This is a genomic window from Pseudomonas sp. PLMAX (assembly GCF_046042685.1).
Lineage (GTDB): Bacteria > Pseudomonadota > Gammaproteobacteria > Pseudomonadales > Pseudomonadaceae > Aquipseudomonas > Aquipseudomonas putida_AE.
Genome location: NZ_CP064949.1, coordinates 806,458 through 829,288 on the forward strand (window position 1 = coordinate 806,458; position 22,831 = coordinate 829,288).

21 protein-coding genes are annotated in these 22,831 nt (G+C 62.1%); 9 read left to right on the plus strand and 12 right to left on the minus strand.

The annotated features are described in order from the left end of the window. Positions 1 to 6: 6 nt before the first annotated feature. The 10 genes from fis to DKB71_RS03645 all read right to left on the minus strand — a co-directional run bounded on the left by fis (position 7) and on the right by DKB71_RS03645 (position 12,001). Positions 7 to 327, minus strand: coding sequence for a DNA-binding transcriptional regulator Fis (gene fis, locus DKB71_RS03600; RefSeq protein ID WP_046819701.1), 321 nt, complete (start codon positions 325 to 327; stop codon positions 7 to 9). Next, complete coding sequence (dusB, locus tag DKB71_RS03605) at positions 324 to 1,334, minus strand: tRNA dihydrouridine synthase DusB (protein WP_046819700.1); 1,011 nt, start codon at positions 1,332 to 1,334, stop codon at positions 324 to 326. The genes fis and dusB overlap by 4 nt, the downstream gene beginning before the upstream one ends. A gap of 185 nt (positions 1,335 to 1,519) precedes the next feature. Beyond that, positions 1,520 to 2,770, minus strand: a complete 1,251-nt coding sequence (locus tag DKB71_RS03610) for a DUF3426 domain-containing protein (RefSeq protein ID WP_408599637.1) — start codon at positions 2,768 to 2,770, stop codon at positions 1,520 to 1,522. 30 nt (positions 2,771 to 2,800) lie between these two features. Further along, a complete protein-coding gene (gene prmA, locus DKB71_RS03615) occupies positions 2,801 to 3,679 on the minus strand; it encodes a 50S ribosomal protein L11 methyltransferase (protein ID WP_274077486.1) in 879 nt (292 codons plus the stop codon). 273 nt (positions 3,680 to 3,952) lie between these two features. Continuing rightward, positions 3,953 to 5,311 carry an acetyl-CoA carboxylase biotin carboxylase subunit gene (gene accC, locus DKB71_RS03620; RefSeq protein WP_034149716.1) on the minus strand — a complete coding sequence of 453 codons (1,359 nt, stop codon included), beginning with the start codon at positions 5,309 to 5,311 and terminating at the stop codon, positions 3,953 to 3,955. 17 nt (positions 5,312 to 5,328) lie between these two features. Continuing rightward, the gene (accB, locus tag DKB71_RS03625; RefSeq protein ID WP_034149717.1) at positions 5,329 to 5,793 is read right to left on the minus strand and encodes an acetyl-CoA carboxylase biotin carboxyl carrier protein; all 465 of its coding nucleotides are present in this window, start codon (positions 5,791 to 5,793) and stop codon (positions 5,329 to 5,331) included. Positions 5,794 to 5,841: 48 nt separating this feature from the next. After that, positions 5,842 to 6,294 carry a type II 3-dehydroquinate dehydratase gene (aroQ, locus tag DKB71_RS03630; RefSeq protein ID WP_274077485.1) on the minus strand — a complete coding sequence of 151 codons (453 nt, stop codon included), beginning with the start codon at positions 6,292 to 6,294 and terminating at the stop codon, positions 5,842 to 5,844. Positions 6,295 to 6,426: 132 nt separating this feature from the next. Next, on the minus strand, positions 6,427 to 8,169 hold the full coding sequence (locus DKB71_RS03635; RefSeq protein ID WP_408599638.1) for a protein-disulfide reductase DsbD: 1,743 nt from the start codon (positions 8,167 to 8,169) through the stop codon (positions 6,427 to 6,429). Positions 8,170 to 8,332: 163 nt separating this feature from the next. After that, positions 8,333 to 10,279 (minus strand): methyl-accepting chemotaxis protein, encoded by a 1,947-nt coding sequence (locus DKB71_RS03640; RefSeq protein ID WP_408599639.1) that lies wholly within the window; start codon positions 10,277 to 10,279, stop codon positions 8,333 to 8,335. A 51-nt stretch (positions 10,280 to 10,330) separates the two neighbouring features. Continuing rightward, positions 10,331 to 12,001: a diguanylate cyclase gene (locus tag DKB71_RS03645; protein WP_408599640.1), complete on the minus strand. Its 1,671-nt coding sequence runs from the start codon at positions 11,999 to 12,001 to the stop codon at positions 10,331 to 10,333. Between the two features lie 402 nt (positions 12,002 to 12,403). Here DKB71_RS03645 and DKB71_RS03650 point away from each other — a divergent pair, with 402 nt between their 5' ends. From DKB71_RS03650 to DKB71_RS03675, 6 genes are all read left to right on the plus strand, one after another. Further along, on the plus strand, positions 12,404 to 13,471 hold the full coding sequence (locus DKB71_RS03650; RefSeq protein ID WP_274077481.1) for a DUF2333 family protein: 1,068 nt from the start codon (positions 12,404 to 12,406) through the stop codon (positions 13,469 to 13,471). A 3-nt stretch (positions 13,472 to 13,474) separates the two neighbouring features. Beyond that, positions 13,475 to 14,044: an NUDIX hydrolase gene (locus tag DKB71_RS03655; protein WP_323607417.1), complete on the plus strand. Its 570-nt coding sequence runs from the start codon at positions 13,475 to 13,477 to the stop codon at positions 14,042 to 14,044. 333 nt (positions 14,045 to 14,377) lie between these two features. Beyond that, entirely contained in the window at positions 14,378 to 14,749 is a 372-nt protein-coding gene (locus DKB71_RS03660; protein WP_007914613.1) for a translation initiation factor Sui1, read from the plus strand. 219 nt (positions 14,750 to 14,968) lie between these two features. Then, positions 14,969 to 16,882, plus strand: a complete 1,914-nt coding sequence (gene speA / locus DKB71_RS03665; protein WP_274077479.1) for an arginine decarboxylase — start codon at positions 14,969 to 14,971, stop codon at positions 16,880 to 16,882. Positions 16,883 to 17,113: 231 nt separating this feature from the next. Then, positions 17,114 to 18,436, plus strand: coding sequence for a contractile injection system protein, VgrG/Pvc8 family (locus DKB71_RS03670; protein ID WP_408599641.1), 1,323 nt, complete (start codon positions 17,114 to 17,116; stop codon positions 18,434 to 18,436). Next, positions 18,433 to 19,230, plus strand: a complete 798-nt coding sequence (locus DKB71_RS03675; protein WP_408599642.1) for a DUF4123 domain-containing protein — start codon at positions 18,433 to 18,435, stop codon at positions 19,228 to 19,230. Before DKB71_RS03670 ends, DKB71_RS03675 begins: the two co-directional genes overlap by 4 nt. Positions 19,231 to 19,254: 24 nt before the next feature. On the opposite strand, the gene DKB71_RS03680 is transcribed toward DKB71_RS03675, so the two are convergent. Beyond that, on the minus strand, positions 19,255 to 20,601 hold the full coding sequence (locus DKB71_RS03680; RefSeq protein WP_323607414.1) for an MATE family efflux transporter: 1,347 nt from the start codon (positions 20,599 to 20,601) through the stop codon (positions 19,255 to 19,257). Between the two features lie 66 nt (positions 20,602 to 20,667). Next, positions 20,668 to 20,961 carry a hypothetical protein gene (locus DKB71_RS03685; RefSeq protein WP_274077475.1) on the minus strand — a complete coding sequence of 98 codons (294 nt, stop codon included), beginning with the start codon at positions 20,959 to 20,961 and terminating at the stop codon, positions 20,668 to 20,670. A gap of 164 nt (positions 20,962 to 21,125) precedes the next feature. On the opposite strand from DKB71_RS03685, the gene DKB71_RS03690 reads away from it, so the two are divergent. From DKB71_RS03690 to DKB71_RS03700, 3 genes are read left to right on the plus strand one after another with little or no spacing between them, the layout of a single operon-like run. Beyond that, complete coding sequence (locus DKB71_RS03690) at positions 21,126 to 21,428, plus strand: MazG-like family protein (protein WP_095052972.1); 303 nt, start codon at positions 21,126 to 21,128, stop codon at positions 21,426 to 21,428. Further along, the gene (locus tag DKB71_RS03695; protein WP_408599643.1) at positions 21,428 to 22,177 is read left to right on the plus strand and encodes a methyltransferase domain-containing protein; all 750 of its coding nucleotides are present in this window, start codon (positions 21,428 to 21,430) and stop codon (positions 22,175 to 22,177) included. The genes DKB71_RS03690 and DKB71_RS03695 overlap by 1 nt, the downstream gene beginning before the upstream one ends. 12 nt (positions 22,178 to 22,189) lie before the next feature. Continuing rightward, positions 22,190 to 22,807, plus strand: coding sequence for a DUF4136 domain-containing protein (locus tag DKB71_RS03700; RefSeq protein ID WP_408599645.1), 618 nt, complete (start codon positions 22,190 to 22,192; stop codon positions 22,805 to 22,807). Positions 22,808 to 22,831: the final 24 nt, after the last annotated feature.

Here is a 22,831-nt window from a genome sequence, read left to right on the forward strand (position 1 = left end):
GAATGCTTACAGCAAATCGTACTGCTTGAGTTTCTTGCGCAGCGTGCCCCGGTTCAGTCCGAGCATCTCGCTGGCCTTGGTCTGGTTGCCCTTGACGTAGTTCATCACGCACTCGAGCAGGGGAGCCTCGACTTCGGAGAGCACCAGGTTGTACACGTCCGTGACGGCAGCGCCCTCAAGGTGGGCGAAATAATTGTGCAGCGCCTTCTCGACACTCCCGCGAAGGGTCTGGCCTTCTTCGCTTGGCGTATTGAGGTGCTGTTTCAAATTCACGTTGTCGCTCACGGGTGCAGTTCCACTCACTAAAGTCTCGGTCATCATCGTCATGCGGCCACCCCTTTTGCGTCCCCTGTCAGGCTCTTGAACCGTCCGGCAAAGAAGCCCTGGACGTTGGCGCATTGTGCTTCCGTATCTTCCAAACGATTGAAGTGGGCGCGAAACTCCCTGGCGCCCGGCAAGGTTGCGAGATACCAGCCCACATGCTTTCGAGCAATGCGTACGCCCATCACGTCTCCATAGAAGGCGTGCAGCGCAGCCAGATGCTCTAGCAGAATGCGTTCCACTTCGATCAGGTCCAGCGCCGGGAGCTTCTCGCCGGTGCGCAGGAAATGGTCGATCTCGCGAAAAATCCATGGCCGCCCCTGGGCGGCCCGGCCCACCAGCAGGCCGTCGGCACCGGTCGCGTCGAGCACGTACCGGGCCTTCTCTGGCGAATCGATATCGCCGTTGGCGAAGACCGGCATCGACACCGCCTGCTTGATCGCGGCAATGGTGTCGTACTCGGCCTCGCCGGTGTACAGGTCGGCACGGGTGCGGCCATGCACCGCCAGCGCCGTAATACCGGCCTGCTCGGCGATCTTCGCCACCGTCAGGCCGTTCTTGTTGTCCCGGTCCCAGCCGGTACGGATCTTCAGGGTAACCGGCACATCGACCGCAGCCACGACGGCCTGCAGGATCTCGGTGACCAATGCTTCATCCTTCAACAGTGCGGACCCGGCGGCCTTGTTGCAGACCTTCTTGGCCGGGCAGCCCATGTTGATATCAATGATCTGCGCGCCCAGCTCGACGTTGGCCCGGGCCGCATCCGCCAGCATCTGTGCGTCACCACCGGCGATCTGTACCGAGCGTGGCTCGGGATCACCTTCGTGGATCATGCGCATGCGAGACTTGCGGGTGTTCCACAGACTCATGTCGCTGGTGACCATTTCCGAGACTACTAGCCCCGCGCCCAATCGCTTGCACAGCTGACGAAAGGGTTGGTCGGTGACACCCGCCATCGGGGCGAGAATCAAGCCGTTGTGTAATGTGTATGGACCGATGCGTACCGCCGACATAGGACTTCCCTGTTGTGGGGCCGGATCATGAGAGTTCGAAAAAGGGTTGGCATGATACCCGCTCTCGATGACTGGATAAAGGCTGAATTGAACAAAATCTGAACAGTTATTCTGTTATCGCCAGCGGTTTGGTCCGCGCGGGCAAAGTCAGAAAGCCGTCGTCAATCGCCGGCCAGTGAATCGATTCACTCGGGCGAATGGAAGCTCAGGCTGTAATTCACCGCCTTGGCGCCTGGGTCGAGGATGTCCAGAGCGATGTGAATGGGCGTTTGCGGAGGCATTTCCACCCGGCCTTCGAGGTCGCCATTGAGGTACTCGCCGGGTTTGAAGCGGCGGCTGGCGATCAAGTGGCCATTGAGGTCGGCAAAACGCAGCTCCAGCAACGGGAAGGGCTGCGAGAAGGTGGCCCGGTTGTAGATGATCGCATCGACCACCAGGGCGCCACTGAACTCCGGGTGGCTTCGGACCACCAGGTTACTGCTCTTGATTTTCGCGATGTCGACCTTGGAGGGCACCGTGCAGCCGATTTGCGGGCACAGTTGCTGGAACCAGGGGCGGTACTGGTCCTGGCGCGCCAGTTCGTCGAAATGATAGGCGACATACTGGCCGACGAGTGCGCCGGCGCCCAGCAGTACCAACAAGAGCCAGAGCAGCCGGCGACCCCAGGGTGAGCGACGTTTTTGCCAGTCCAGTTGCAATGGGTCGTCGGTCAGGTCCTGCAGCACTTCTGCACGAACCCCGGGTTCGCTGCGCTCGCGGCGCTTGCGTGGCGGCTCGATCGACGGCAGGTCGTCGTCGATCGCTTCGGTTGCTGTCAGGCGTGGGTGATGCGCTGGGGTGTCGAGCGGATCGTTCAGGCGCAGTTGCGGGGGCTGCGGTTCATCGTCCAGATCCACTGGTTCCAGTGACAGCGATGGCTCGGTGCGCTCGGTTTTGCTCGGCTCGCTCGGTGGCTCCGGGGTATCCAGTGCGTCGAGCGTCTCGAGGGTATCAAGTGTGTCGGCCGCTTGGGCGCGATCGGCAGCCGATTCGCTGAACAGGCTGTCGGGCCAGGGGGCTTCGTCGTGCTCGGCGCTGTCGCGGCGAGCGCTGAGCGTGTCTTCGCGGTGCCGGCCGAACTCGGTGGTCGGCTGGATTTCCCGCTGTTCAAGCCGGGCGAGTTCTTCGTCCAGGTCGAGGCTGTCCAGGTCCAGCTCGGCGGCGCTCCATTGTTTTTGACTGATGGCGCGCGGCTGTGGCGGTTCGACAGTCTCCCGGGGTGCCGGCGTCGGCACGGGGGCTTCCTTGCCGGCCTGCTCCAGCAGTTGCTTGGCGGCGTTGAACACCTGCAGGCATGAGCCACAGCGAACAACCCCGCGCGCCACGCTCAATTGGGCATGGTTGACGCGGAAGCTGGTTTGGCAATGCGGACACTGGGTGACGAAGCTGTCGGTCATGCGGCAATCCGGTAGATGCAGACGCCCATTCTAGCGCCGACGGCCAGTGATGCGCACCCAGCCATCGCGATTGGCGATCGGGTCCAGATCGAAGTCCTTGGCGTAGGCGGCGGCCACTTCGTCGCCTTGCTCGGCGAGGATGCCCGACAGCGCCAGTCGACCGCCCGGCTTGACCAGTCCCGACAGCTGCGGCGCCAGGGAAACCAGCGGGCCGGCGAGAATGTTGGCCACCAGCACATCGGCCTGGACCTGCGGCAAATCTTGCGGCAGATACAGAGGGAACAATTCATCGGCGATGTTATTGCGCCCGGCGTTGTCGCGGGAGGCTTCCAGTGCCTGGACGTCGATGTCGGTACCCACGGCCTCTTTGGCACCCAGCAGCAGGGCGGCAATGGCCAGGATCCCCGAGCCGCAGCCGAAATCCAGCACGTTGCAGCCTTTGAGGTCCTGGCCGTCGAGCCATTCCAGGCACAGTGCGGTGGTCGGGTGGGTGCCGGTGCCGAAGGCCAGGCCCGGATCCAGCAGCAGGTTTACCGCGTCTGGCTCGGGGGCGGCGTGCCAGCTCGGCACGATCCACAGGCGCTGGCCAAAACGCATCGGCTGGAAACCGTCCATCCAGCTGCGTTCCCAGTCCTGGTCTTCGATCACTTCGCTGTGATGCTCGGGCAGCGGGCCGCCAGTCAGCAACTCAAGGTGGGCCAGTACCGGGCCAGGCTCGGTACCACCTTCGAACAGCGCCAGCAGGTGGGTGTGGGACCACAGCGGCGTGGTGTTGAGTTCAGGCTCGAAGATCGGCTGGTCTTCGGCGTCCATGAAGGTCACCGACACGGCGCCCACTTCAAGGAAAGCGTCTTCGTAGGTTTCGGCTTGTTCTGGGCTGATGGCGAGGCGTACTTGCAGCCAAGGCATGGCGGGCACCTTTGAAAAATATTGATTGCAGCCTAGCGGGCTGCGAGAAGCGCGCAAGTTTACGCGAGCGCGGAGGTTTTGTGGGAGTGGCTTGGTTTGAGCATCAACACATACCCTGTGGGAGCGGGCTTGCTCGCGAATGCGGTGGCACATCCAACATGGATGCCGACTGACCCACCGCTTTCGCGAGCAAGCCCGCTCCCACAGGGGGTGTGTTTGGGTTCCAGAAACAACAAAGCCGCCCGAAGGCGGCCTTGTCGATCGGGTCGAAGCTTAGTGCTTCTCGCCAGCCAGCTTGTGCTCGAGGTAGTGAATGTTCACGCCCCCTTTGCAGAAGCCTTCGTCGCGGGTCAGGTCGCGGTGCAGCGGGATGTTGGTCTTGATCCCGTCGACCACGATCTCGTCCAGCGCATTGCGCATGCGCGCCATGGCTTCGTCACGGGTTGCGCCGTAGGTGATCAGCTTGCCGATCAACGAGTCGTAGTTCGGCGGAACGGCATAACCACTGTACAGGTGCGAATCGACGCGAACGCCGTTGCCGCCTGGAGCGTGGAAGTGCTTGACCGTGCCTGGGCTCGGCATGAAGGTTTTCGGGTCTTCGGCGTTGATCCGGCATTCCAGCGCGTGACCGCGGATGACCACGTCATCCTGGGTGAACGACAGCTTGTTGCCGGCGGCGATGCTGAGCATCTCCTTGACGATGTCGATACCGGTGACCATTTCCGAAACCGGGTGCTCTACCTGGACACGAGTGTTCATCTCGATGAAGTAGAAGCGACCGTTCTCGTACAGGAACTCGAAAGTACCTGCGCCACGGTAACCGATGTCGATGCACGCCTTGACGCAGCGGGCGAAGACTTCCTGGCGAGCCTTCTCGTCGATGCCCGGTGCCGGCGCTTCTTCGAGAACTTTCTGGTGACGGCGTTGCAACGAGCAGTCGCGGTCGCCCAGGTGGATGGCGTGGCCCTGGCCATCGGACAGGACCTGGACTTCCACGTGGCGCGGGTTGGTCAGGAATTTTTCCAGATAGACCATCGGGTTGCCGAACGCTGCGCCCGCTTCGGAGCGGGTCAGTTTCGCCGAGGAAATCAGGTCTTCTTCCTTGTGCACGACGCGCATGCCGCGACCACCACCGCCGCCAGCGGCCTTGATGATCACCGGATAACCCACTTCGCGACCGATGCGCAGAGCGGTTTCTTCGTCTTCCGGCAGCGGGCCGTCGGAACCCGGAACGGTTGGAACGCCAGCGGCGATCATCGCGTGCTTGGCCGAAACCTTGTCGCCCATCAGGCGGATGGTTTCAGCTTTCGGGCCGATGAAGGCGAAGCCGGAGTTCTCGACCTGTTCGGCGAAGTCGGCGTTTTCCGCGAGGAAACCGTAGCCTGGGTGAATGGCGGTGGCGCCAGTCACTTCCGCCGCGGCGATGATGGCCGGGATGTGCAGGTAGGAGTGGGCGGCCGATGCCGGACCGATGCAGACGGACTCGTCTGCCAGGCCCAGGTGCATCAGTTCCTTGTCAGCCTTGGAATAAACGGCGACGGTCTTGATGCCCATCTCTTTGCAGGCGCGCAGAATCCGCAGTGCGATCTCACCGCGGTTGGCGATCAGAACTTTTTCCAACTTCGCAGTCATCAAAGGCTCTCCGCGGTTCAAACGATGGTGAACAGCGGTTGGTCGTACTCAACCGGCTGGCCGTCTTCGACGAGGATGGATTCGATCACACCGCTGGTTTCAGCTTCGATGTGGTTCATCATCTTCATGGCTTCAACGATGCACAGGGTGTCGCCTTTCTTCACGGTCTGGCCGACTTCCACGAAGGACGGCGAGGTTGGCGAAGACTTGCGATAGAACGTACCGACCATTGGCGAACGGGCAACGGTGCCGTTCAGCACTGGCGCGGCCGGGGCAGCAGGGGCGGCAGCGGCAGCCGGAGCGGCGGCAGCGACAGGCGCGGCAGCTGGAGCAGGCATTGGAGCCGGTGCGTAGTACTGCTGAGCCGGGGTCTTGCTATGACGGCTGATGCGTACGGACTCTTCGCCTTCCTTGATCTCGAGCTCGTCGATGCCGGACTCTTCCAGCAATTCGATCAGTTTCTTAACTTTACGGATATCCATGAATCATCAACTCCCAAGGGTCGGTCAGGGGCGTTTAACGCTTGTAGTTCAAGCTGTAGCCTGTTTTTCAAGCTGCTCTAGTGCAGCCTCCAGGGCCAGTCGGTAACCGCTGGCGCCAAGGCCGCAGATCACTCCCACCGCTACGTCGGAGAAGTAGGAGTGATGGCGGAAAGGTTCGCGTTTGTGCACGTTAGACAAATGCACTTCGATGAATGGGATGCTCACCGCCAGCAGCGCGTCACGTAATGCGACACTTGTATGCGTAAAAGCTGCTGGGTTGATCAGAATGAAGTCCACGCCTTCGCTGCGGGCGGCATGGATGCGGTCGATCAATTCGTACTCGGCATTGCTTTGCAGGTGCAGCAAATGGTGTCCGGCTTCGCGGGCGCGGCGTTCCAGGTCCTGGTTGATCTGCGCCAGCGTCGTGGCGCCATAGGTGCCCGGTTCGCGGGTGCCTAGCAGGTTCAGGTTGGGTCCGTGCAATACGAGTAGCGTGGCCATCGACTGTTCCTTGGTTATCCGTGTGCATTTGTCAGAACCCGGCGACTATGCCGCAAAGCCTTTATGACTGTCCAGTTCTCTGCAATAGCCAGCACGATGACCGATGTTTGCGCGAAATATATGACCGCGTGATTAAATCCGGTCATTCGCCGTGGCGACACGTTCGGCGAAGTCCGCCGCATTGATTTCGCCGATCACTCGCACATCGACGCGTTCGACACCGTCCTTGCCGAAAAACATCAATGCCGGAGGGCCGAACAGCTTGTAGCGATCCAGCAGGGCGCGTTGTTCGGTGTTGCTGGCGGTGATGTCGAAGCGCACCAGGCGATAGCCCTTGAGGCGTTCGACGACGATCGCGTCGTCAAGCACCTGGCGTTCGATGACTTTGCAGCTGATGCACCAGTCGGCGTACCAGTCGAGCAGCAGCGGGGTCCCGGACGCCTGGGCTTGTGCGAGCACGCGGTCGAGTTCTGCCGGGGTAGTGATGGTTTGCCAGGCGCTGGGCTGTTGCGTGGGCTCGTTGCCAACCACCATGGACGGCTGGGCGATCGGGTTGAACGGGTCGGTCTGACCGCTGAAGGCGCCGTACCAACAGGACAGCGCATAAAACAGCAGGAACATCCCGAGCAACTGCCCCAGGCGCTTTCGCGGCGGTTTATAGACGAACTCCAGTGCGCCCAGGAACAAGCCGACGCCAGCGGCCAGCAGGCCGATGAGCAGCAAGGTGATCTGCCCCGGCAAGACCCGGCTGAGCAAGCCGATCGCCAGCCCCAGCAACAGCACGCCTATCGCATTTTTCACGTAGATCAGCCAGGGCCCGCTTTTCGGCAGCCAGGCGGCGCCGCCGGTGGCTACCAGCAACAGCGGGGCGCCCATGCCCAGGCCGAGCATGAACAGCTTCAGGCCGCCCCCCAGCGCATCGCCACTGGCGCTGATGTAAAGCAGGGCACCGGCCAGCGGTGCCGAGACGCAGGGCGAAACCAGCAGGCTGGAGACCACGCCCAATACTGCGGCGCCCCACAGCGAACCGCCTTCGGTGCGGCCAGCAATGCGGTCCAGCCGACTGCTGATGGCGTGGGGCAATTTCAGTTCGAAGACGCCGAACATGGCCAGGGCGAACAGCGCAAAAAACATCGCGAACGGCACCAGCACCCAGGCCGATTGCAGTCGCGCCTGCAGGTTTAGCTGGGCGCCGAACAGGCCCATGAGCGCGCCCAGCAAGGCAAAACAGGCGGCCATCGGCAACACATAGGCCAACGACAGATTGAAACCACGCCAGCCGCCGACCTGGCCACGCAACACCACGCCGGAAAGGATCGGCAGCATGGGCAGCACGCAGGGGGTGAAGGTCAGGCCCAGGCCGGCCAGGAAAAACAGCGCCAGTTCGCGCCAGCTCCAGGCCTGGTTGGTGCTCGGGCCGCTGCCGTCGATGCTCAGGCGTTCGGTTTCGGGGGGATAACACAGGCCTTTGTCGGCGCAGCCCTGGTAGGTCACGATCAGCGTGAAGGCGCGTTGGTCGGTGCGCGGCAGTTCCACATCGAGCACGCCGTGGTAGACCTCGACGTTGCCGAAGTACTCATCGTGTTTCTGTTCGCCCTTGGGCAATTGTGCCGGTCCGAGGCTGACCTCGGCCGGGTCGGCGCGGAACTGGAAGCGATGCCGGTAAAGGTAATAACCCTCGGTGGCGACGAAGCGCAATTTGATCGATTGCGGTGTGCTGTCTACCAGGCTCAACTGAAAGGCTTCGCGCACCGGCAGGAAGTCGGCGCTGTTGTTGATCGAGCCCAGGGTCGAACTGGGGCGACTCTCCAGCAATCCGGCGGCGGTGGCCGGCAGGGCGAGCACTAGAAGCAGCAGGCAAAGCAAACGGCGCATGACGATCTCGCGTATCGGAATTGGGGGGATGATAGCGGACAGTCGCGGGGTGTGCAGGGCGCAGACTTCTGTATTGATGGTTCTGACGCCTTCGCGAGCAAGCCCGCTCCCACATTGGAATGCGTACTCCTGTGGGAGCGGGCTTGCTCGCGAAGACTATCTATCAGACGCGGAAAGCCTGGACGGCTGTATGCAGTCGCCCACCCAACACCAACAGATTCTCCCCTTGCTCGCGCCCCTGGCCGATACGCAGCAGGTTATCCCCACCCAGCTGGTGAATACGCTCACTGTGATCGCGAATCTCGCTGACAGCACCGCTCTGCTGGGCGGTGACATCGGCGATGCGCACCGCGGTGTCGGAGATGGTCTGGATCGCCCCGACGATCTTATCCAATGCACCGTCCGCCGCCTGGGCCTGGTTGGCGGTGGCTTCGGCGTGTTCGACCTGGGCGCGCATACCTTCGACCGATTGACGCGCTGCGCTCTGCAGGCCGGCGATCAGGGTCTGGATCTCGGCCGTGGCCCCGGCGGTGCGTTGTGCCAGCGAGCGCACCTCTTCGGCCACGACGGCAAAGCCGCGGCCCATTTCCCCGGCCCGGGCCGCCTCGATGGCGGCGTTCAGGGCCAGCAGGTTGGTCTGGTCGGCAATCGAGCGGATCACCGTCAGCACGCCACCGATGGTCGCGGACTCTTCGGCCAGGTGCTCGATCATCTGCGCATTGCCTTGCACTTCGCCCACCAGCGCATGCAGGCCGGTGAGGCTCAGGCCAATGACTCGCTGGCCGTGTTCGACCGCCTGGCCGGCATGGCGACTGGCATCGGCGGCCTGGCTGGCGTCGCCGGCCACTTGCTGGATGGTCGCTTCCAGTTCGCCCAGGGAGTCGCGGATCATCGCTGTGTCACCGGCCTGGTGTTCGGCGCCGCTGTGCAGGTCATTGCTCAGCTCGGCCAGGGTTCGGCTGCTGCCGGCGACCTGTTCGGCGTTGAGACGAATGGTCCCCACCAGGTCCACCAGATAGGCGCGCAGACGATTGAGCGAGGCTTCGATGTCATGCAGTTCGCGGTTGGTATTGCCCAGCTGAATGTCGCGGCTGAAGTCGCCTTCGGCCCAGGTCGACAGGGCCGGGGAGAGTCTGGTCAGGGTTCGCGCCAGTTTGCGTTGCAGGGTGTCGATCAGCAGGGCGATCAGCAGAATCAGGCCGATCATCACCCCCTGCATCAGCCGCACTTCACTCTGTATCTGCCCGTGCTGGGCGCGCACCACCGGTTCCAGCCCGGCGATGGCCTGTTGCACGGCGGCGATTTTCAAGTGTGTCGCGGCGCTGAGTTCGGCACGTTTGTGGATTTGCTCGCGAGTGCGCGCCAGTTCCGCCGGGTAACGGCTGAGCAGGCTGTTGAGCTCACGCTTGAAGCCGACGCCGGCATCTTCGGCCGCGGCTTTCTCGGTGTTTTCCAGGCCCATCATCGCAGCGAAATCATCGGTGTTCGATTCACCGCTGGCCGCCACGCCCAACAACGGCAGGGCGTCCAGTTGTTCGGCCTGGCTGCGGATGTTGGCGACTTCGCGCTCGACATCGGCGGCCAGTTCGCTGCGACCGCTGCTGACCAGTTTGTCCCGGGCCAGCGACAGCTTGCCCAGGTGCTGGGAAGCCATGAGCAGTGGGGTCAGGTAGCTCGCGTTGCCACTGGCGTACTGGCTGAGTTGATCAAGGCTGGCGCCCAGCTCTCGTTCAGCCTGCAGGAGCAGGGCCTGCGGATCGCCCGCGAGCTTGCCGGCGGCCAGCAGATCGGTTTTGCCGAATTCGTCCAGGTTGGTCAGGCTCGGGCGCAAGGTGTCCGCCAGGGCCGGTGGCAACTCGTCGAGTTCCTTGTGCAGTGTGTCGATGGCCTGGCTGGCGCTGCTCAAGCGCAGCGCATCGCCGCTGGCGAGGTAATCGACAATATTGCGCGCCACGTCACTCTGGAACTGTTGGGACAACCCCAGGTAGCGCTCCATCAACAGATAGGGGCGTTCGAGGGCCTTTTGCGACCACCAGAGTGTCGCTCCAAGGGCCACGCACACGGCCACCAAAAGAAGGGTGTTGAGATTGGTCAACAGTTTCAGGCGCATCAAGGACTACCAAAGGCGGAATGGTAAGTGCCTGAAGTTATTGCGTTTCTGTTACAGGGTTGTGACCGTATCGGTCTCTTCCGATAAAAAAGTGGCACTTTGCCTTGAGGTCCGGGCGGCCTGCACCCGGTTGCGTCCCGCGCCTTTGGCACGGTACAGCGCCTCGTCCGCCTGGCTGGCCATCAGCAGGCTGTCAGAGTCTTCGCTCATATCCACCACCCCGGCGCTGAAGGTGCACCAGAGATCCTGGGGTTGCGCGGGATAATGAATTTCGGCAAAACGCTGACGGATTTCGTCGAGCACTTTGCAGGCCGCTTCGAGGTCGGTGTCGGGCATGACAATAGCGAACTCTTCACCACCGTAGCGGCCGATGAAGTCGGTCTTGCGCAAGCGTTGCTTGAGGAACAGCGCCAGGCTCTTGATCACCCGGTCGCCCATGGGGTGGCCGTGGCTGTCGTTGACGCGCTTGAAGTGGTCGATGTCGAGCATCGCAAAGCTCAGCGGCTTGCCCTCGCGGCGCGCGCGAAAGCTGCAGTCTTCAAGCAATTGCAGGATGTGCGTGTGGTTGTACAGGCCGGTGAGGCTGTCGCGTACCATTCGCGCCTTGAGGTTGCGAGCCCGTGCCGCCCGGTTGCGCACGGTGGTGATCAGGTGCCGTGGCTTGATCGGTTTGGTCAGGAAGTCGTCGCCGCCCTCGCTCATGGCGTCGAGTTGCTTGTCGAGGTCGTCCTCGGCCGAGAGGTAAATGATCGGCACGCTGACATAACGGTCGTTATGGCGAATCACCTTGGCCAGTTCGGTACCGGTGCAGGCCGGCATGTACATGTCGAGGATGATCAGGTCCGGTTGAAAGTCCGCCAGCTCGGCCATGGCCTGGATCGGCTCGATCAGGGTCCGGGTAATGATCCCCGCGCTGTTGAGCAGGCGTTCGGTGTGCAAGGCCTGGGCGCGTGAATCGTCGATGATCAGCACTTTATAGGGCTCGTACTGGGCGACGCAGGTCAGGACTTCGATTTTTTCCAGCAGGCTCGACGCCTCAAGGGTGCCGGTGAGGAACTCCTGGCCGCCGGCGCGCACGGCGGCGAGGCGGGTCGGGGTGTCGGTTTCATGCAGGCTGAAAAACAGCAGCGGCAAACGCTGGTCGAGACCTTCCTGGGCTTCGGCCGCCAGTTTCAGGCCGACGCCGGGGCCGCTGAAGTCGACGTCCATGACGATGGCCGCTGGCAGGCGCTCGACCATCGAGGAGCGGAAGGCCGCCACGCTCTCCAGGGACTGGGCGCTGAGCCCGAAAAATTCCAGCTGCTTGGCCAGTCGCTCGGCACGGTCATGATCCTGCAGCATCACGTAGATCGGTTTGCGCAACGGCGGCAGGAACGTTTGGTCGAGCTGGTCGCCATGACGCAGGCCGGTGCGCGAGAGGCGTTGCATCAACCGGTTGAGGTCGCTGATCAGGCCGCTGCTGAGGCGTCCGCGATTGGCGTCGACAGCCTCCAGGGACTGGCCGATGTGGCGCGCCAGCTGGGTGTGTTCCGGTTGTTCGAAGCGTTCGGCGAAACGCAGCAGGCGCAGGTTGGCCTCGCTCAGTTCCGCCAGTTCCTGGGTCGACCATTCAGTGCGCTGCAGGCGCTGCCATATGTCAAGAACCTGACGTGCTTGATGAATTACCCGCTGGGCAAAGTGGTGCTTGAGGCGCTCGCGGCTGGGCTCTTCTGGCTCGGTCATATCCTGACTACTAGTTAGGGGGCAAGCTGAGGTCGACTGGTGGCTCTATGCTAGCATCTCTTTTCTGTTACATGAGTGTCGTACGTTAATAATCTTGGGCATCCATCTATTTAGTTTCTGACTGGTCGGTCGCCAATTGGCTGCTGATACTTGCAAAGGTCCCGTCAGCCATGGGCTTGGCCGGCTTCGAGTTGAGTCCTGAGGTTGTTGGCACCGGGCTGCGCGGGTCGCGTATCTGTTGCTGGAAGCCAGGCAGTTTTTCGTCTTTTATGGACTAAGGGATTCCCTTAGAAGGCATTGGATAAATTTCGCTGTAAAGCCATCCGCGGGTGCCGGGCAAAGGCACGTTGTTGTATGGTTGTGGTCGAAACGATGAACTCAAGTAATTGAAAGGATATCGCCATGCTGGACTGGAAAAACCGCGCCGGTAGCGCGCCTGAACGTGCCGCTGAACCGAAGTCGGCTACCCGCAGTTATCTGGGTGGCCTGTTTTTCAGCCGGGCGCTGGCCACACTGATTGGTATCTACCTGCTGGTGACGATTGCTCTGGGTTGGTACTGGAGCGCGGAACCTGACCTGTTTCCGGTACAGCAGAATGCGCAACTTGCTGCCGAACGGGACGGCAAGCAGATGGTGGTCGGCTACACCACGGTGGAAACCCTCAAGAGCGTCGCCGGTACCTTGCTGAACAAGCCAGGCGGCTACATTTCCAACGACCGCCTGCCGCCGGGCCTGTGGATGGACAACATGCCGAGCTGGGAATATGGCGTGCTGGTGCAGGTGCGCGACCTGAGTCGTGCGCTGCGTAAAGACTTCGCCCGCTCGCAGTCGCAGTCCACCGAGGACGCCGACCTGGCCAAGGCCGAGCCGCGTTTCAACTTCGACAATAAAAGCTGGGTACTGCCTTCCAGTGAGTCCGAGTTCCAGGAAGGGATCAACTCCCTGACCCGTTATCAGACTCGCCTGTCCGATCCGAACCAGAAGAGCGCGCTGTTCTTTGCCCGCGCCGACAACCTGAACAACTGGTTGGGTGACGTCGGTACCCGTCTGGGTTCGTTGTCGCAACGGCTGTCGGCCAGCGTTGGTCGGGTCAAGCTCAACACCGCGCTGAAAACCGAGGTCATTACGCCGGGGCAGGTGCCGCAGGTCGACGAAGAAATCGTCGAAACCCCATGGCTGCAGATCGACAACGTGTTCTACGAAGCCCGCGGCCAGGCCTGGGCCTTGTCCCACCTGCTGCGCGCCATCGAAGTCGACTTCGCCGATGTGCTGGCCAAGAAGAACGCCACGGTCAGCGTGCGCCAGATCATTCGTGAGCTGGAAGCGTCGCAGGAAGCGGTCTGGAGCCCGATGATCCTCAATGGCAGCGGCTTCGGCGTGCTGGCCAACCACTCGCTGGTAATGGCCAACTACATTTCCCGGGCCAACGCCGCCGTGATCGATTTGCGTCAATTGCTGAATCAGGGCTGAGCCATGGCCGATAGCTCCATCGATAACGCGCTCGAGGCCGCCCATCGGGCGGCCTCGGATGCCGAGCAGATCGCCTGGGTCGACGAGCAGGACAACCTGCTCGGCGCACTGGTGCGTTCCGACCTGCGCGAGCGGGGGCTGATCGGGCGCGGCACCTACATCATGTTGTTCAACTCCGCCGGTGAGCTCTGCGTGCACCGGCGCACCCTGAGCAAAGCGATCTACCCAGGTTACTGGGACGTGGCGGCGGGCGGCATGGTGCTCGCCAGCGAAACCTACGCGGAGTCGGCCGCTCGGGAGCTTGAAGAAGAGCTGGGCGTGAGCGGGGTGGAGTTGACCGTGCATGACCACTTTTTCTTCGAGGACACCGGCAATCGACTCTGGTGTTCGGCGTTTTCGGCCGTGTGGGACGGCCCGCTGGTCCTGCAACCGGAAGAGGTGCTGGAAGCGTGCTTCATGCCCGTTGAGCAAGTGCTGCGCGATATCGAGCAAAAGCCTTACTGCCCGGACTCTTTGGCCGCCTTGAAGCGCTATCTTCGTGCCCGTGGCGAAGACGTCGCAAAAGAGGCATAAATTGGCGCCGATTGGCTCTTAGCAATCGGCGTTTTTGCCGTTACACTGCGCGACCTTTTCAAACTGAACCGGTATTGCTGGTTGTTGTTGTAGGAGCGAGCTTGCTCGCGAAGAACGCAAGGACGACGCGTATAAACCGATTGCACGCATTATCGTTGACGTCCATCGCGAGCAAGCTCGCTCCTACAGATGGCGTCATCGTTCGTGAGCAATTGCGTTTCAGCAATGTTGTACCGTTTCAGTAGCGCTGCCCCTGCCTGAGTGGGGCTTCGCGGTCGATGGCACCTGCCCAGGTTGCCGCGACCAGTCTTTGTCCTCCCAAGAGGATTGCCGGTGGCCAAAAAAGCCGCATCCTTCGCCGCCCTTGGTGGCCTGGTATTTTCCACCGACGCAGGTCGTCATTGCCCGGAATGCAGCAAACCGGTGGACGCCTGCATCTGCAAACAGACCGTTATCCCGGCCGGCGACGGCATCGCTCGCGTGCGTCGCGAAAGCAAGGGCCGTGGCGGCAAGACGGTGACCACCATCACCGGCGTGCCGTTGGCGGAAGACGCGCTCAAGGAACTGGCCACGACGTTGAAAAAGCGCTGTGGTACCGGTGGAGCGTTGAAAGACGGGATCATTGAAATCCAGGGCGATCATGTCGAGCTACTCTTGGCTGAACTGATCAAGCACGGTTTCAAGGCGAAGAAGTCCGGCGGCTAGCAGCCTCTGTGAAAACCACCCGCGGCTTGATCCAGACCTGCCCACCTGCAGGCCTGGCGTCGTCACCATGGTTTTCACAGAGCCTGTTCATGACCGGTTTCTAAACTCACTGCGGTCGGCGAGGTCTATCCCTTCGTTGACGAACCGTCATTTTCATTCTTTAGACTGCGCCGGCCTGAATCCAGGCGACGCACTATGACTTCTTTATAGGGGACTTCAATGTCCGTACGACGCACACGCAAAGACGATGGCAGCCAATGGACAGTTGCGGACAGCCGCAGTGTTTACGGGATTCGCCATTGGGGGGCCGGGTATTTCGCGATCAATGACGCCGGTCGCGTCGAAGTTCGTCCCAACGGTCCGAGCAGTTCACCCATCGATCTGTTCGAGCAAGTCGACCAGTTGCGCAAGAGCGGCCTGTCCTTGCCATTGCTGGTCCGTTTCCCGGACATCCTGCAAGACCGCGTGCGTCAGCTGACCGGTGCGTTCGACGCCAACATCGAGCGCCTGGAATACCAGAGCAAGTACACCGCGCTGTACCCGATCAAGGTGAACCAGCAGGAAGCGGTGATCGAGAACATCATCGCCACCCAGAACGTCTCCATCGGCCTGGAAGCCGGCTCCAAGCCTGAGCTGCTGGCGGTGCTGGCGCTGGCGCCGAAGGGCGGCACCATCGTCTGCAACGGCTACAAGGACCGCGAGTTCATCCGTCTGGCACTGATGGGCCAGAAGCTTGGCCACAACGTGTTCATCGTGATCGAGAAAGAATCCGAAGTCGGCCTGGTGATCGAAGAAGCCGCCTCGCTCAAGGTCAAGCCACAGGTCGGCCTGCGGGTGCGCCTGTCGTCCCTGGCGTCGAGCAAGTGGGCGGACACCGGTGGCGAGAAATCCAAGTTCGGCCTGTCGGCGGCGCAACTGCTGTCGGTGGTCGAGCGTTTCCGCGCCGCTGGCCTGGACCAGGGCATTCGCCTGCTGCACTTCCACATGGGTTCGCAGATTGCCAACCTGGCCGACTACCAGCACGGTTTCAAGGAAGCGATCCGTTACTACGGCGAACTGCGCAACCTCGGCCTGCCGGTGGATCACATCGACGTCGGCGGTGGCCTGGGCGTGGACTACGACGGTACGCACTCGCGTAACGCCAGCTCGATCAACTACGACATGGACGATTACGCCGGTGTCGTGGTCGGGATGCTCAAGGAGTTCTGCGACGCGCAGAGCCTGCCGCACCCGAACATCTTCTCCGAAAGCGGCCGCTCCCTGACCGCCCACCACGCCATGCTGGTGATCCAGGTGACCGACGTCGAGAAGCACAACGACGACGTGCCGCAGATCGAGAACAAGGAAGCGCTGCCGGAAACCGTGCAGTGGCTGGTGGACCTGCTGGGCCCGACCGACATCGAGATGGTCACCGAAACCTACTGGCGCGCCACGCACTACATGAGCGACGTGGCTGCCCAGTACGCCGACGGCAAGCTGACCCTGGCCGAAAAAGCCCTGGCCGAGCAATGCTACTTCGCCGTGTGCCGTCGCCTGCACAACTCGTTGAAGGCGCGCCAGCGTTCCCACCGCCAGGTGCTGGACGAACTCAACGACAAGCTGGCCGACAAGTACATCTGCAACTTCTCGGTGTTCCAGAGCCTGCCGGACACCTGGGCCATCGACCAGGTACTGCCGATCATCCCGCTGCACCGCCTCGACGAAGAGCCACTGCGTCGCGCGGTGCTGCAGGACCTGACCTGCGACTCCGACGGCAAGATCAACCAGTACGTCGACGAGCAGAGCATCGAGACCAGCCTGCCGGTGCACTCGTTGAACGAGGGCGAGGACTACCTGCTGGGCGTGTTCCTGGTCGGCGCCTACCAGGAAATTCTCGGCGACATGCACAACCTGTTCGGTGACACCGACTCGGTGAACATCTACCAGAATGCCGACGGCAGCATCTATCACGCCGGTATCGAGACCCACGACACCATCGAAGACATGCTGCGTTACGTGCACTTGTCGCCGGAAGAACTGATGACCCACTACCGCGACAAGTGCGCCAGTGCCCGCATCAGTGCCAGCGAGCGCACCCAGTTCCTCGATGCGCTGCGCCTGGGCCTGACCCGTTCGTCTTACCTGTCTTCCTGAGGTAAGCACTGCTCTCATCAGGCCGTCTGAAAATTTACCGTTTGCGTCGGAAATTTCAGATGGCCTGGTGCGACATTTCTCTTTTTTCCAGCGAAAAGGACCGCGTCTCGGCTATCCAAGCTATTTCGTCCTCTTTTCGCGTAGGCCTTTTCCTAAGTTGTATTTCGCCTCTCTACTCGGCCATGTCTCTCGGCGAGAATCCCCGGCTGTCCCTCCTGTAGAGAAACGCCCATGGTCGATCCAGTCAACGAGCCGTCATTTCGTCTGGACGTAGCAGGTCTGTCCAATGCCTTCGAAGTTCTGTCCTTTGCCGGTAGAGAATCCATCAGCGAACCTTTCGTGTTCGACGTGGACCTGCTGATCGAAGACCCGACGCTCGACCTCGCCGGCTTGCTGTACCGCTCGGCCTCCTTGCTTTTCGGTCCGGCGGGAAACGCCATCCATGGACAGTTGCATGAGCTGGTCCAGCGCGATCACGGCCCGGGGATCAGGCTCTGTCAGGTGCGGCTGGGGCCGAAACTCGCCTGCCTTGCCCAGCGCTTCAGCCAGCGTATTTTCAGCGACCGCTCGGTGCCGCAGATTCTTGATCAGGTACTCAGGGAGCACGGCATCGTCGATCAGGATCGGCGCTTTGAACTGGTTGGCGATTACCCGCCCCGGGATTTCTGCACGCAGTACCGGGAATCGGACCTGCAGTTTGTTCAGCGCCTGTGCGCCCAGGAACGATTGCACTATCACTTCGAACACCGGGCTGACAGGCATTGCGTGGTGTTTGGCGAGGGTTCGGGGGATTTTCAGTTCGCTGAAGCGGCGCTTTTCAGTGTGGAGGGTGGGGAACCGGCAGTGCGTCGTTTTGAGCTCAAGCGCTGCACCGATGCCGCGGTGCAGCGCGTGGCGTGTGGCACTGACCTGTCAACGCTGCGCAGCGGCCAGTTCATGCCGCTGTCCGGGCATCCGGTTGCCGAATGGAACCGGCCGTGGCTGGTGACCCATATCGAGCATCAAGGCGCCCAGGGCGCGAGCCAGACCTACAGCAACCAGGTACGGGCGCAGCATCGGATATTGCCCTTTGAATCGCCCATCAGTGCGGTGAAGCCAGGGATGCACAGCCTCCAACGGGCATGGGTCGTGGAAGTCGACATGCCGCCCCCTGATCCATCCAGGCCAGTGGCGGTGCAGTTTGACTGGCTTTATCAAGGGGAGGGCGCGGCGCCCAGCCACTGCTGGTTGCCATTGGCTGCTGCGAGTGGCGCCCGGTTGGCCCAAGGCACGGAGGTGGTGGTGAGCTTCACGGAAGGTGATCCGGACCAACCGTTGATTACCGGGTTCCTGCAAGGTCCCGCCAGTGTCGAGGCAGTCGAGGAACAGGATACGGTAGCCGCCACCACGGTTGTCGAAGATTGTTCGCTCGACGGCGTGCAGCAGTGGCTGGGTTCGGGCGAGCCGCTGATGTTGCTGTGCCTGCTGCCCGGTGGTGGCAGTTTCAATCATTGCGCGCAGGCGCTGTGCATCTGCCGCACGGCGACACGCCTTGGCCAGAGCGGTGCGGCATGACGGTGGTCCAGGCGCCCGATGCGAGCCCGCAATGGCTATTGCTGGACATGCCCGGCGCGCCGCAGGCCGGTGTGGCCCTGCAAGAGACGTTTGCCGATGCCAGGCGATTGCGCTTGTTCGAAGACACGGAGTGGCAGGCATTGCAGGAGCAGGGGCCGCTACTCATCGATCTGCGGACCTGCCCGGCCCTGGCCGACCTGTACCGCGTCGACGGGCAGCGCTGGCGCGGCTTGCTGATATCCAGCGAAGCACCGGCGTCGACATTGCTGGCGCATTTAAGGCGCATGCTCACGGTCTCGTTCGACCTGCATCACCGGGCCTTGCTGAGTTACTACAACCCGAACACCGCCAGTTATTTTTTTGATGCCTGCGATGCCGAGGAGCTCAGTCGCTGGTTGGGGCCGATCAGCCAGTTGCGCTGGTTCGGCGGCACCTGGGCGGATCGCGCGCTTGGCTGTCAGGGCTGGCAGCAGTTGCTAAACCCGGGGCTGGCCGTGCGCCCTCTGGCGGTCGAGGAGGATCTGAGCCCATGGCAGCGGGAAAAACTGCAGACCTGCCTGCTGGAGCAGCATGCCTGGCGCTGGAGTCAATCCACGGGGACTGATTTCATGCGGTTGTGGGGCCATCTGGAAGAGGGCCTGGCATTGGGTTTCAGCGAACGTCCGGTGCTCGATGGCTGGATGTGGCTGCGCTTGCAGTACCCCGATGCCTTGCCGGTGCAGCCATTATCGGGGGCTACCCAGCAAGAGCGCCTCGAAAGCCTGCGCAAGCGATGGCAGAACGATTCACCCTGAGTTGGCACGGTTAAGGACTCCGGTTCAGTGAGCGCGGGCGAACCAGCCATCGTTCTGGCGCAGGCGCCAGGCAATCAAGCCGAGCGTCAGGCTGCGCAGCAACATGAACAGCAAAAAGGTTATCCACAAGCCGTGGTTGCCATAGCCCTGCAGCGCCCAGGCGAACGGCACCAGCAAGGCCACCGTCAACAGCATGCCGTTGCGCATTTCCCTGGCGCGGGTGGCGCCGATGAACAGCCCGTCGAGCAGGTAGCTCCAGACCGCGATCAGCGGCAGCACGGCAAGGTAGGGCAGGTACAGGAACGCGGTGTCGCGCACGCTGGTGATGTCGGTCTGCATTTCGATGAACAGGTGTCCGGCAAACATGAACAAGCCGGCAAAGCCCAAGCTTGCCAACAACGACCAGCCACAGGCAACCACCAGGGAGCGGCGCAGGGCATCGCGGTCGCGCGCGCCGATGGCGTGTCCGCACAGGGCTTCCACGGCATGGGCCAGGCCGTCGAGCGCGTGGGCGGTCAGCAGCAGGCCGTTGAGCAGCAGGGCATTGGCGGCGACGGTTGCATCACCCAGCCGGGCGCCTTGCACGGTGATCAGGAAAAACACCGATTGCAGCGCCAGGCTGCGGATGAAAATGTCGCGATTGACCGCCAGCAGCGGTCGCCAACTCTGCCAAAGCGCCAAGGCGGCCCAGACGATATGCCCGGGATAGGCGCGCAGGGCGTGGCGGGTCAGCAACAGGCCGATCAGCGCACCGGTCCACTCGGCGATCACCGAAGCCCGGGCCGCACCCACCACCCCCCATTCCAGGCCAAGGACAAACCACAGGTTCAGGGCAATGTTGACCAGGTTGGTCGTCAGCAGAATCACCAGCGGCGCGCGGGCGTTCTGCGTGCCGAGAAACCAGCCGACCAGCGCATAACTGGCCAGTGCCGCCGGCAGGCCGAACAGCCGCGTGTGGAAAAACTCGCGGGTCATCTGGTCCAGTTCCGCCGACGGTTGCATGAAGTGCAGCGCCACCCCGCTCAATGGCACGCCCAGCGCGCCCAAAACCACTGCCAGCCCCATGGCCAGCAACAGACCCTGCAACAGAATCTGCCGTAGCGCCGCGCCATCCCCGCGCCCTGCGGCCTGGGCGGCAAAACCGGTGGAGCCCATGCGCAGAAAACCCATGGCCCAGGCGAGGAAGGTATAGAGGCTGGCCCCGACCGCCACGGCTCCGAGCTGATGGGCATGGGGCAGGTGGCCAATAACGGTGCTGTCGACCAGTGCCACCAGCGGTACGGAAATGTTCGAGAGAATCATCGGCGCAGCCAGCGCCCAGACCCTACGATGGGTTGGGCGGTCGCGCCAGTCGGCGATCAGGTTGGACATGCAGGCTCCTTGGGGAGCGAGCATTGTAGCGACCCCTGCAGAATCTGCAGCGATCCATTGCCGGGGTCAGTGCATGATCCAGCTAAGCAACCACAACCCCAGCATCAACCAGATGATCCCCATGATGATCGAGGCGTTCATGAACGCGCGGATCGCCGACCACAACAGCACCAACCCGAGGATCAGGGTGACGATGCTGATGATCGAGGTGTCCATGCCCAGCGCCTCGGACAAACCTTCGACAAAATGGCTGCTGGCGCGACTCACCAGTTGGAACAGACCGCTGAGGGCGTCAACGATGAAACGGATGGCTGTGCCCAGGATCTGGCCAAGCCACTCAAAGAAACCTTCTACCTGCATGGAATGAACGTCCTGTCTTCTGTAGGAGCTGGCTTGCCAGCGAATTTTTACAGGCGCCGCCGAAACACGCCATCGACTGATTATGGTGCAAAGACTGTCACCGCTGCCAGGCACTTGCCTTCCCCCGTCATCCCCTTGAAGCTATACGCCTTCAGGAGAGCCCGATGAACCTTGTTGAACTGACCGAACGCCTGCACGCCATCCGTGATCGCAATGACTGGCGGCAATTTCACAGCCCGAAAAACCTGGCCATGGCCGCCAGTGTCGAAATGTCCGAGCTGGTGGAGATTTTCCAGTGGCTGAGCGAAGACCAGTCACGGCAGCTGCCGGCCGACAAGCTGGCCCATGCCGGGCAGGAAATCGGCGATATCGTGCTCTATCTGTTGTTGCTGTGCAGCGAATTGGGCCTGGACATGAATGAGGTCGTGCGCAGCAAGCTGGCGGACAGCGAGCGGAGGTTCAGCTGATGAGCGACCGTCATTTCGATCAACTGGCGACGCGCTTCGCCGAAAAAATCTACGGCGGCGCCAAAGGCGCGATTCGCCTGGCGGTGCTGCAGGCCGACTTGGCCGAGGCCCTGCCGGATCGGCCGCTGCGGGTGCTGGATATCGGCGCCGGCCTGGGCCACATGTCGTTGTGGCTGGCCCAGCGTGGCCACCAGGTGACCCTGGCCGAACCCGCCGAACCCATGCTCGAAGGCGCCCGCCAGCGCTTTGCCGACGCGGGACAGGCTGCCAGCTTCATCCAGGCACCCTGGCAGGAACTGCTCGGTCAGCTCACCGAACCCTACGACCTGGTGCTGTGTCATGCCGTGCTGGAATGGCTGGCCGAACCGCACGCCATCCTGCCGGTGCTGCATCAGCTGACCAAGGCCGACGGCTGGCTGTCCCTGGCCTTCTACAACCGCGACGCGCTGATTTACCGCAACTTGCTCAAGGGCCATTTCCGCAAGATGCGCAAGAATGACATGGCCGGTGAAAAGCAGAGCCTGACCCCGCAACAGCCGCTGGACCCGCGGGAGTTGGCGGCGCAACTTGACGGCCTGTGGCAGGTCGAAAGCCAGAGTGGCGTGCGGGTTTTTCACGATTACATGCCGGTGGAGTTCCAGGCCCGCGCCGAACTGGTGGATCTGCTCGAAATGGAGTTGGCCCACCGTCGCCATCCAAGCTTTGCCGGGCTTGGACGTTACTTGCACTGGATCTGTCGGCCGGTCTGATCGGAGCTCGAAATGAAAAGTCGTTCAGGGTTGCTGTTGATCTGCCTGGGCCTGTCTGCCTGCCAGGGCAGCAATCCGTACGTGGCAAGTTCCAGGCCCTTGCCGCCTGCCCCGCCTCAGGCGGCCACTACCTTCGATCGCAGCGCCTACCCGGCGCCACCGCGGGACTACGGGCGTTATCGCAGCTGGGCCTGGCTCAACGGGCAGCTGCCGCCGGGCACTACCTGGGCGGATTCGGCGCAGGTCGCCGAAGCGGTCAGCAACGCCCTGGACCAACGCGGCCTGCGGCCCCTGCATGACAACCGGCCGGCGGACCTGTTCGTCAGCGCTGACCTGCGCCTGGAAACCCGCTTGCGTCAGGTCCAGGACGATTACGGCTACTACGGCGGTTACGGCGGCTACAATCGATATGGTTATGGGCCGGGTTACGGCATGTACGGCAGCATGCCAATTGTGCGCACTTACGAGGAACAGGTCGTGGTGGTTCATGTCGACCTGTTCGACGCGCAAGACGGTCAATCGGTCTGGAGTTCCAGTGCGGAAACCAGCAACCGGGGGAGCCAGGGCGAGCGGGTCGACGCCATACGGGAGGCTGTAGAAAAGGCAATGTCGGCGTATCCTCCCAGTTAGCTTCCTGTGGTCAAGAAGCATTTC

Bases quoted from the DNA above. Each gene is read 5' to 3' on its own strand.
- fis (WP_046819701.1), bottom strand. From the start codon at position 327: ATGACGATGATGACCGAGACTTTAGTGAGTGGAACTGCACCCGTGAGC.
- dusB (WP_046819700.1), bottom strand. From the start codon at position 1,334: ATGTCGGCGGTACGCATCGGTCCATACACATTACACAACGGCTTGATT.
- DKB71_RS03610 (WP_408599637.1), bottom strand. From the start codon at position 2,770: ATGACCGACAGCTTCGTCACCCAGTGTCCGCATTGCCAAACCAGCTTC.
- prmA (WP_274077486.1), bottom strand. From the start codon at position 3,679: ATGCCTTGGCTGCAAGTACGCCTCGCCATCAGCCCAGAACAAGCCGAA.
- accC (WP_034149716.1), bottom strand. From the start codon at position 5,311: ATGACTGCGAAGTTGGAAAAAGTTCTGATCGCCAACCGCGGTGAGATC.
- accB (WP_034149717.1), bottom strand. From the start codon at position 5,793: ATGGATATCCGTAAAGTTAAGAAACTGATCGAATTGCTGGAAGAGTCC.
- aroQ (WP_274077485.1), bottom strand. From the start codon at position 6,294: ATGGCCACGCTACTCGTATTGCACGGACCCAACCTGAACCTGCTAGGC.
- DKB71_RS03635 (WP_408599638.1), bottom strand. From the start codon at position 8,169: ATGCGCCGTTTGCTTTGCCTGCTGCTTCTAGTGCTCGCCCTGCCGGCC.
- DKB71_RS03640 (WP_408599639.1), bottom strand. From the start codon at position 10,279: ATGCGCCTGAAACTGTTGACCAATCTCAACACCCTTCTTTTGGTGGCC.
- DKB71_RS03645 (WP_408599640.1), bottom strand. From the start codon at position 12,001: ATGACCGAGCCAGAAGAGCCCAGCCGCGAGCGCCTCAAGCACCACTTT.
- DKB71_RS03650 (WP_274077481.1), top strand. From the start codon at position 12,404: ATGCTGGACTGGAAAAACCGCGCCGGTAGCGCGCCTGAACGTGCCGCT.
- DKB71_RS03655 (WP_323607417.1), top strand. From the start codon at position 13,475: ATGGCCGATAGCTCCATCGATAACGCGCTCGAGGCCGCCCATCGGGCG.
- speA (WP_274077479.1), top strand. From the start codon at position 14,969: ATGTCCGTACGACGCACACGCAAAGACGATGGCAGCCAATGGACAGTT.
- DKB71_RS03670 (WP_408599641.1), top strand. From the start codon at position 17,114: ATGGTCGATCCAGTCAACGAGCCGTCATTTCGTCTGGACGTAGCAGGT.
- DKB71_RS03675 (WP_408599642.1), top strand. From the start codon at position 18,433: ATGACGGTGGTCCAGGCGCCCGATGCGAGCCCGCAATGGCTATTGCTG.
- DKB71_RS03680 (WP_323607414.1), bottom strand. From the start codon at position 20,601: ATGTCCAACCTGATCGCCGACTGGCGCGACCGCCCAACCCATCGTAGG.
- DKB71_RS03685 (WP_274077475.1), bottom strand. From the start codon at position 20,961: ATGCAGGTAGAAGGTTTCTTTGAGTGGCTTGGCCAGATCCTGGGCACA.
- DKB71_RS03690 (WP_095052972.1), top strand. From the start codon at position 21,126: ATGAACCTTGTTGAACTGACCGAACGCCTGCACGCCATCCGTGATCGC.
- DKB71_RS03695 (WP_408599643.1), top strand. From the start codon at position 21,428: ATGAGCGACCGTCATTTCGATCAACTGGCGACGCGCTTCGCCGAAAAA.
- DKB71_RS03700 (WP_408599645.1), top strand. From the start codon at position 22,190: ATGAAAAGTCGTTCAGGGTTGCTGTTGATCTGCCTGGGCCTGTCTGCC.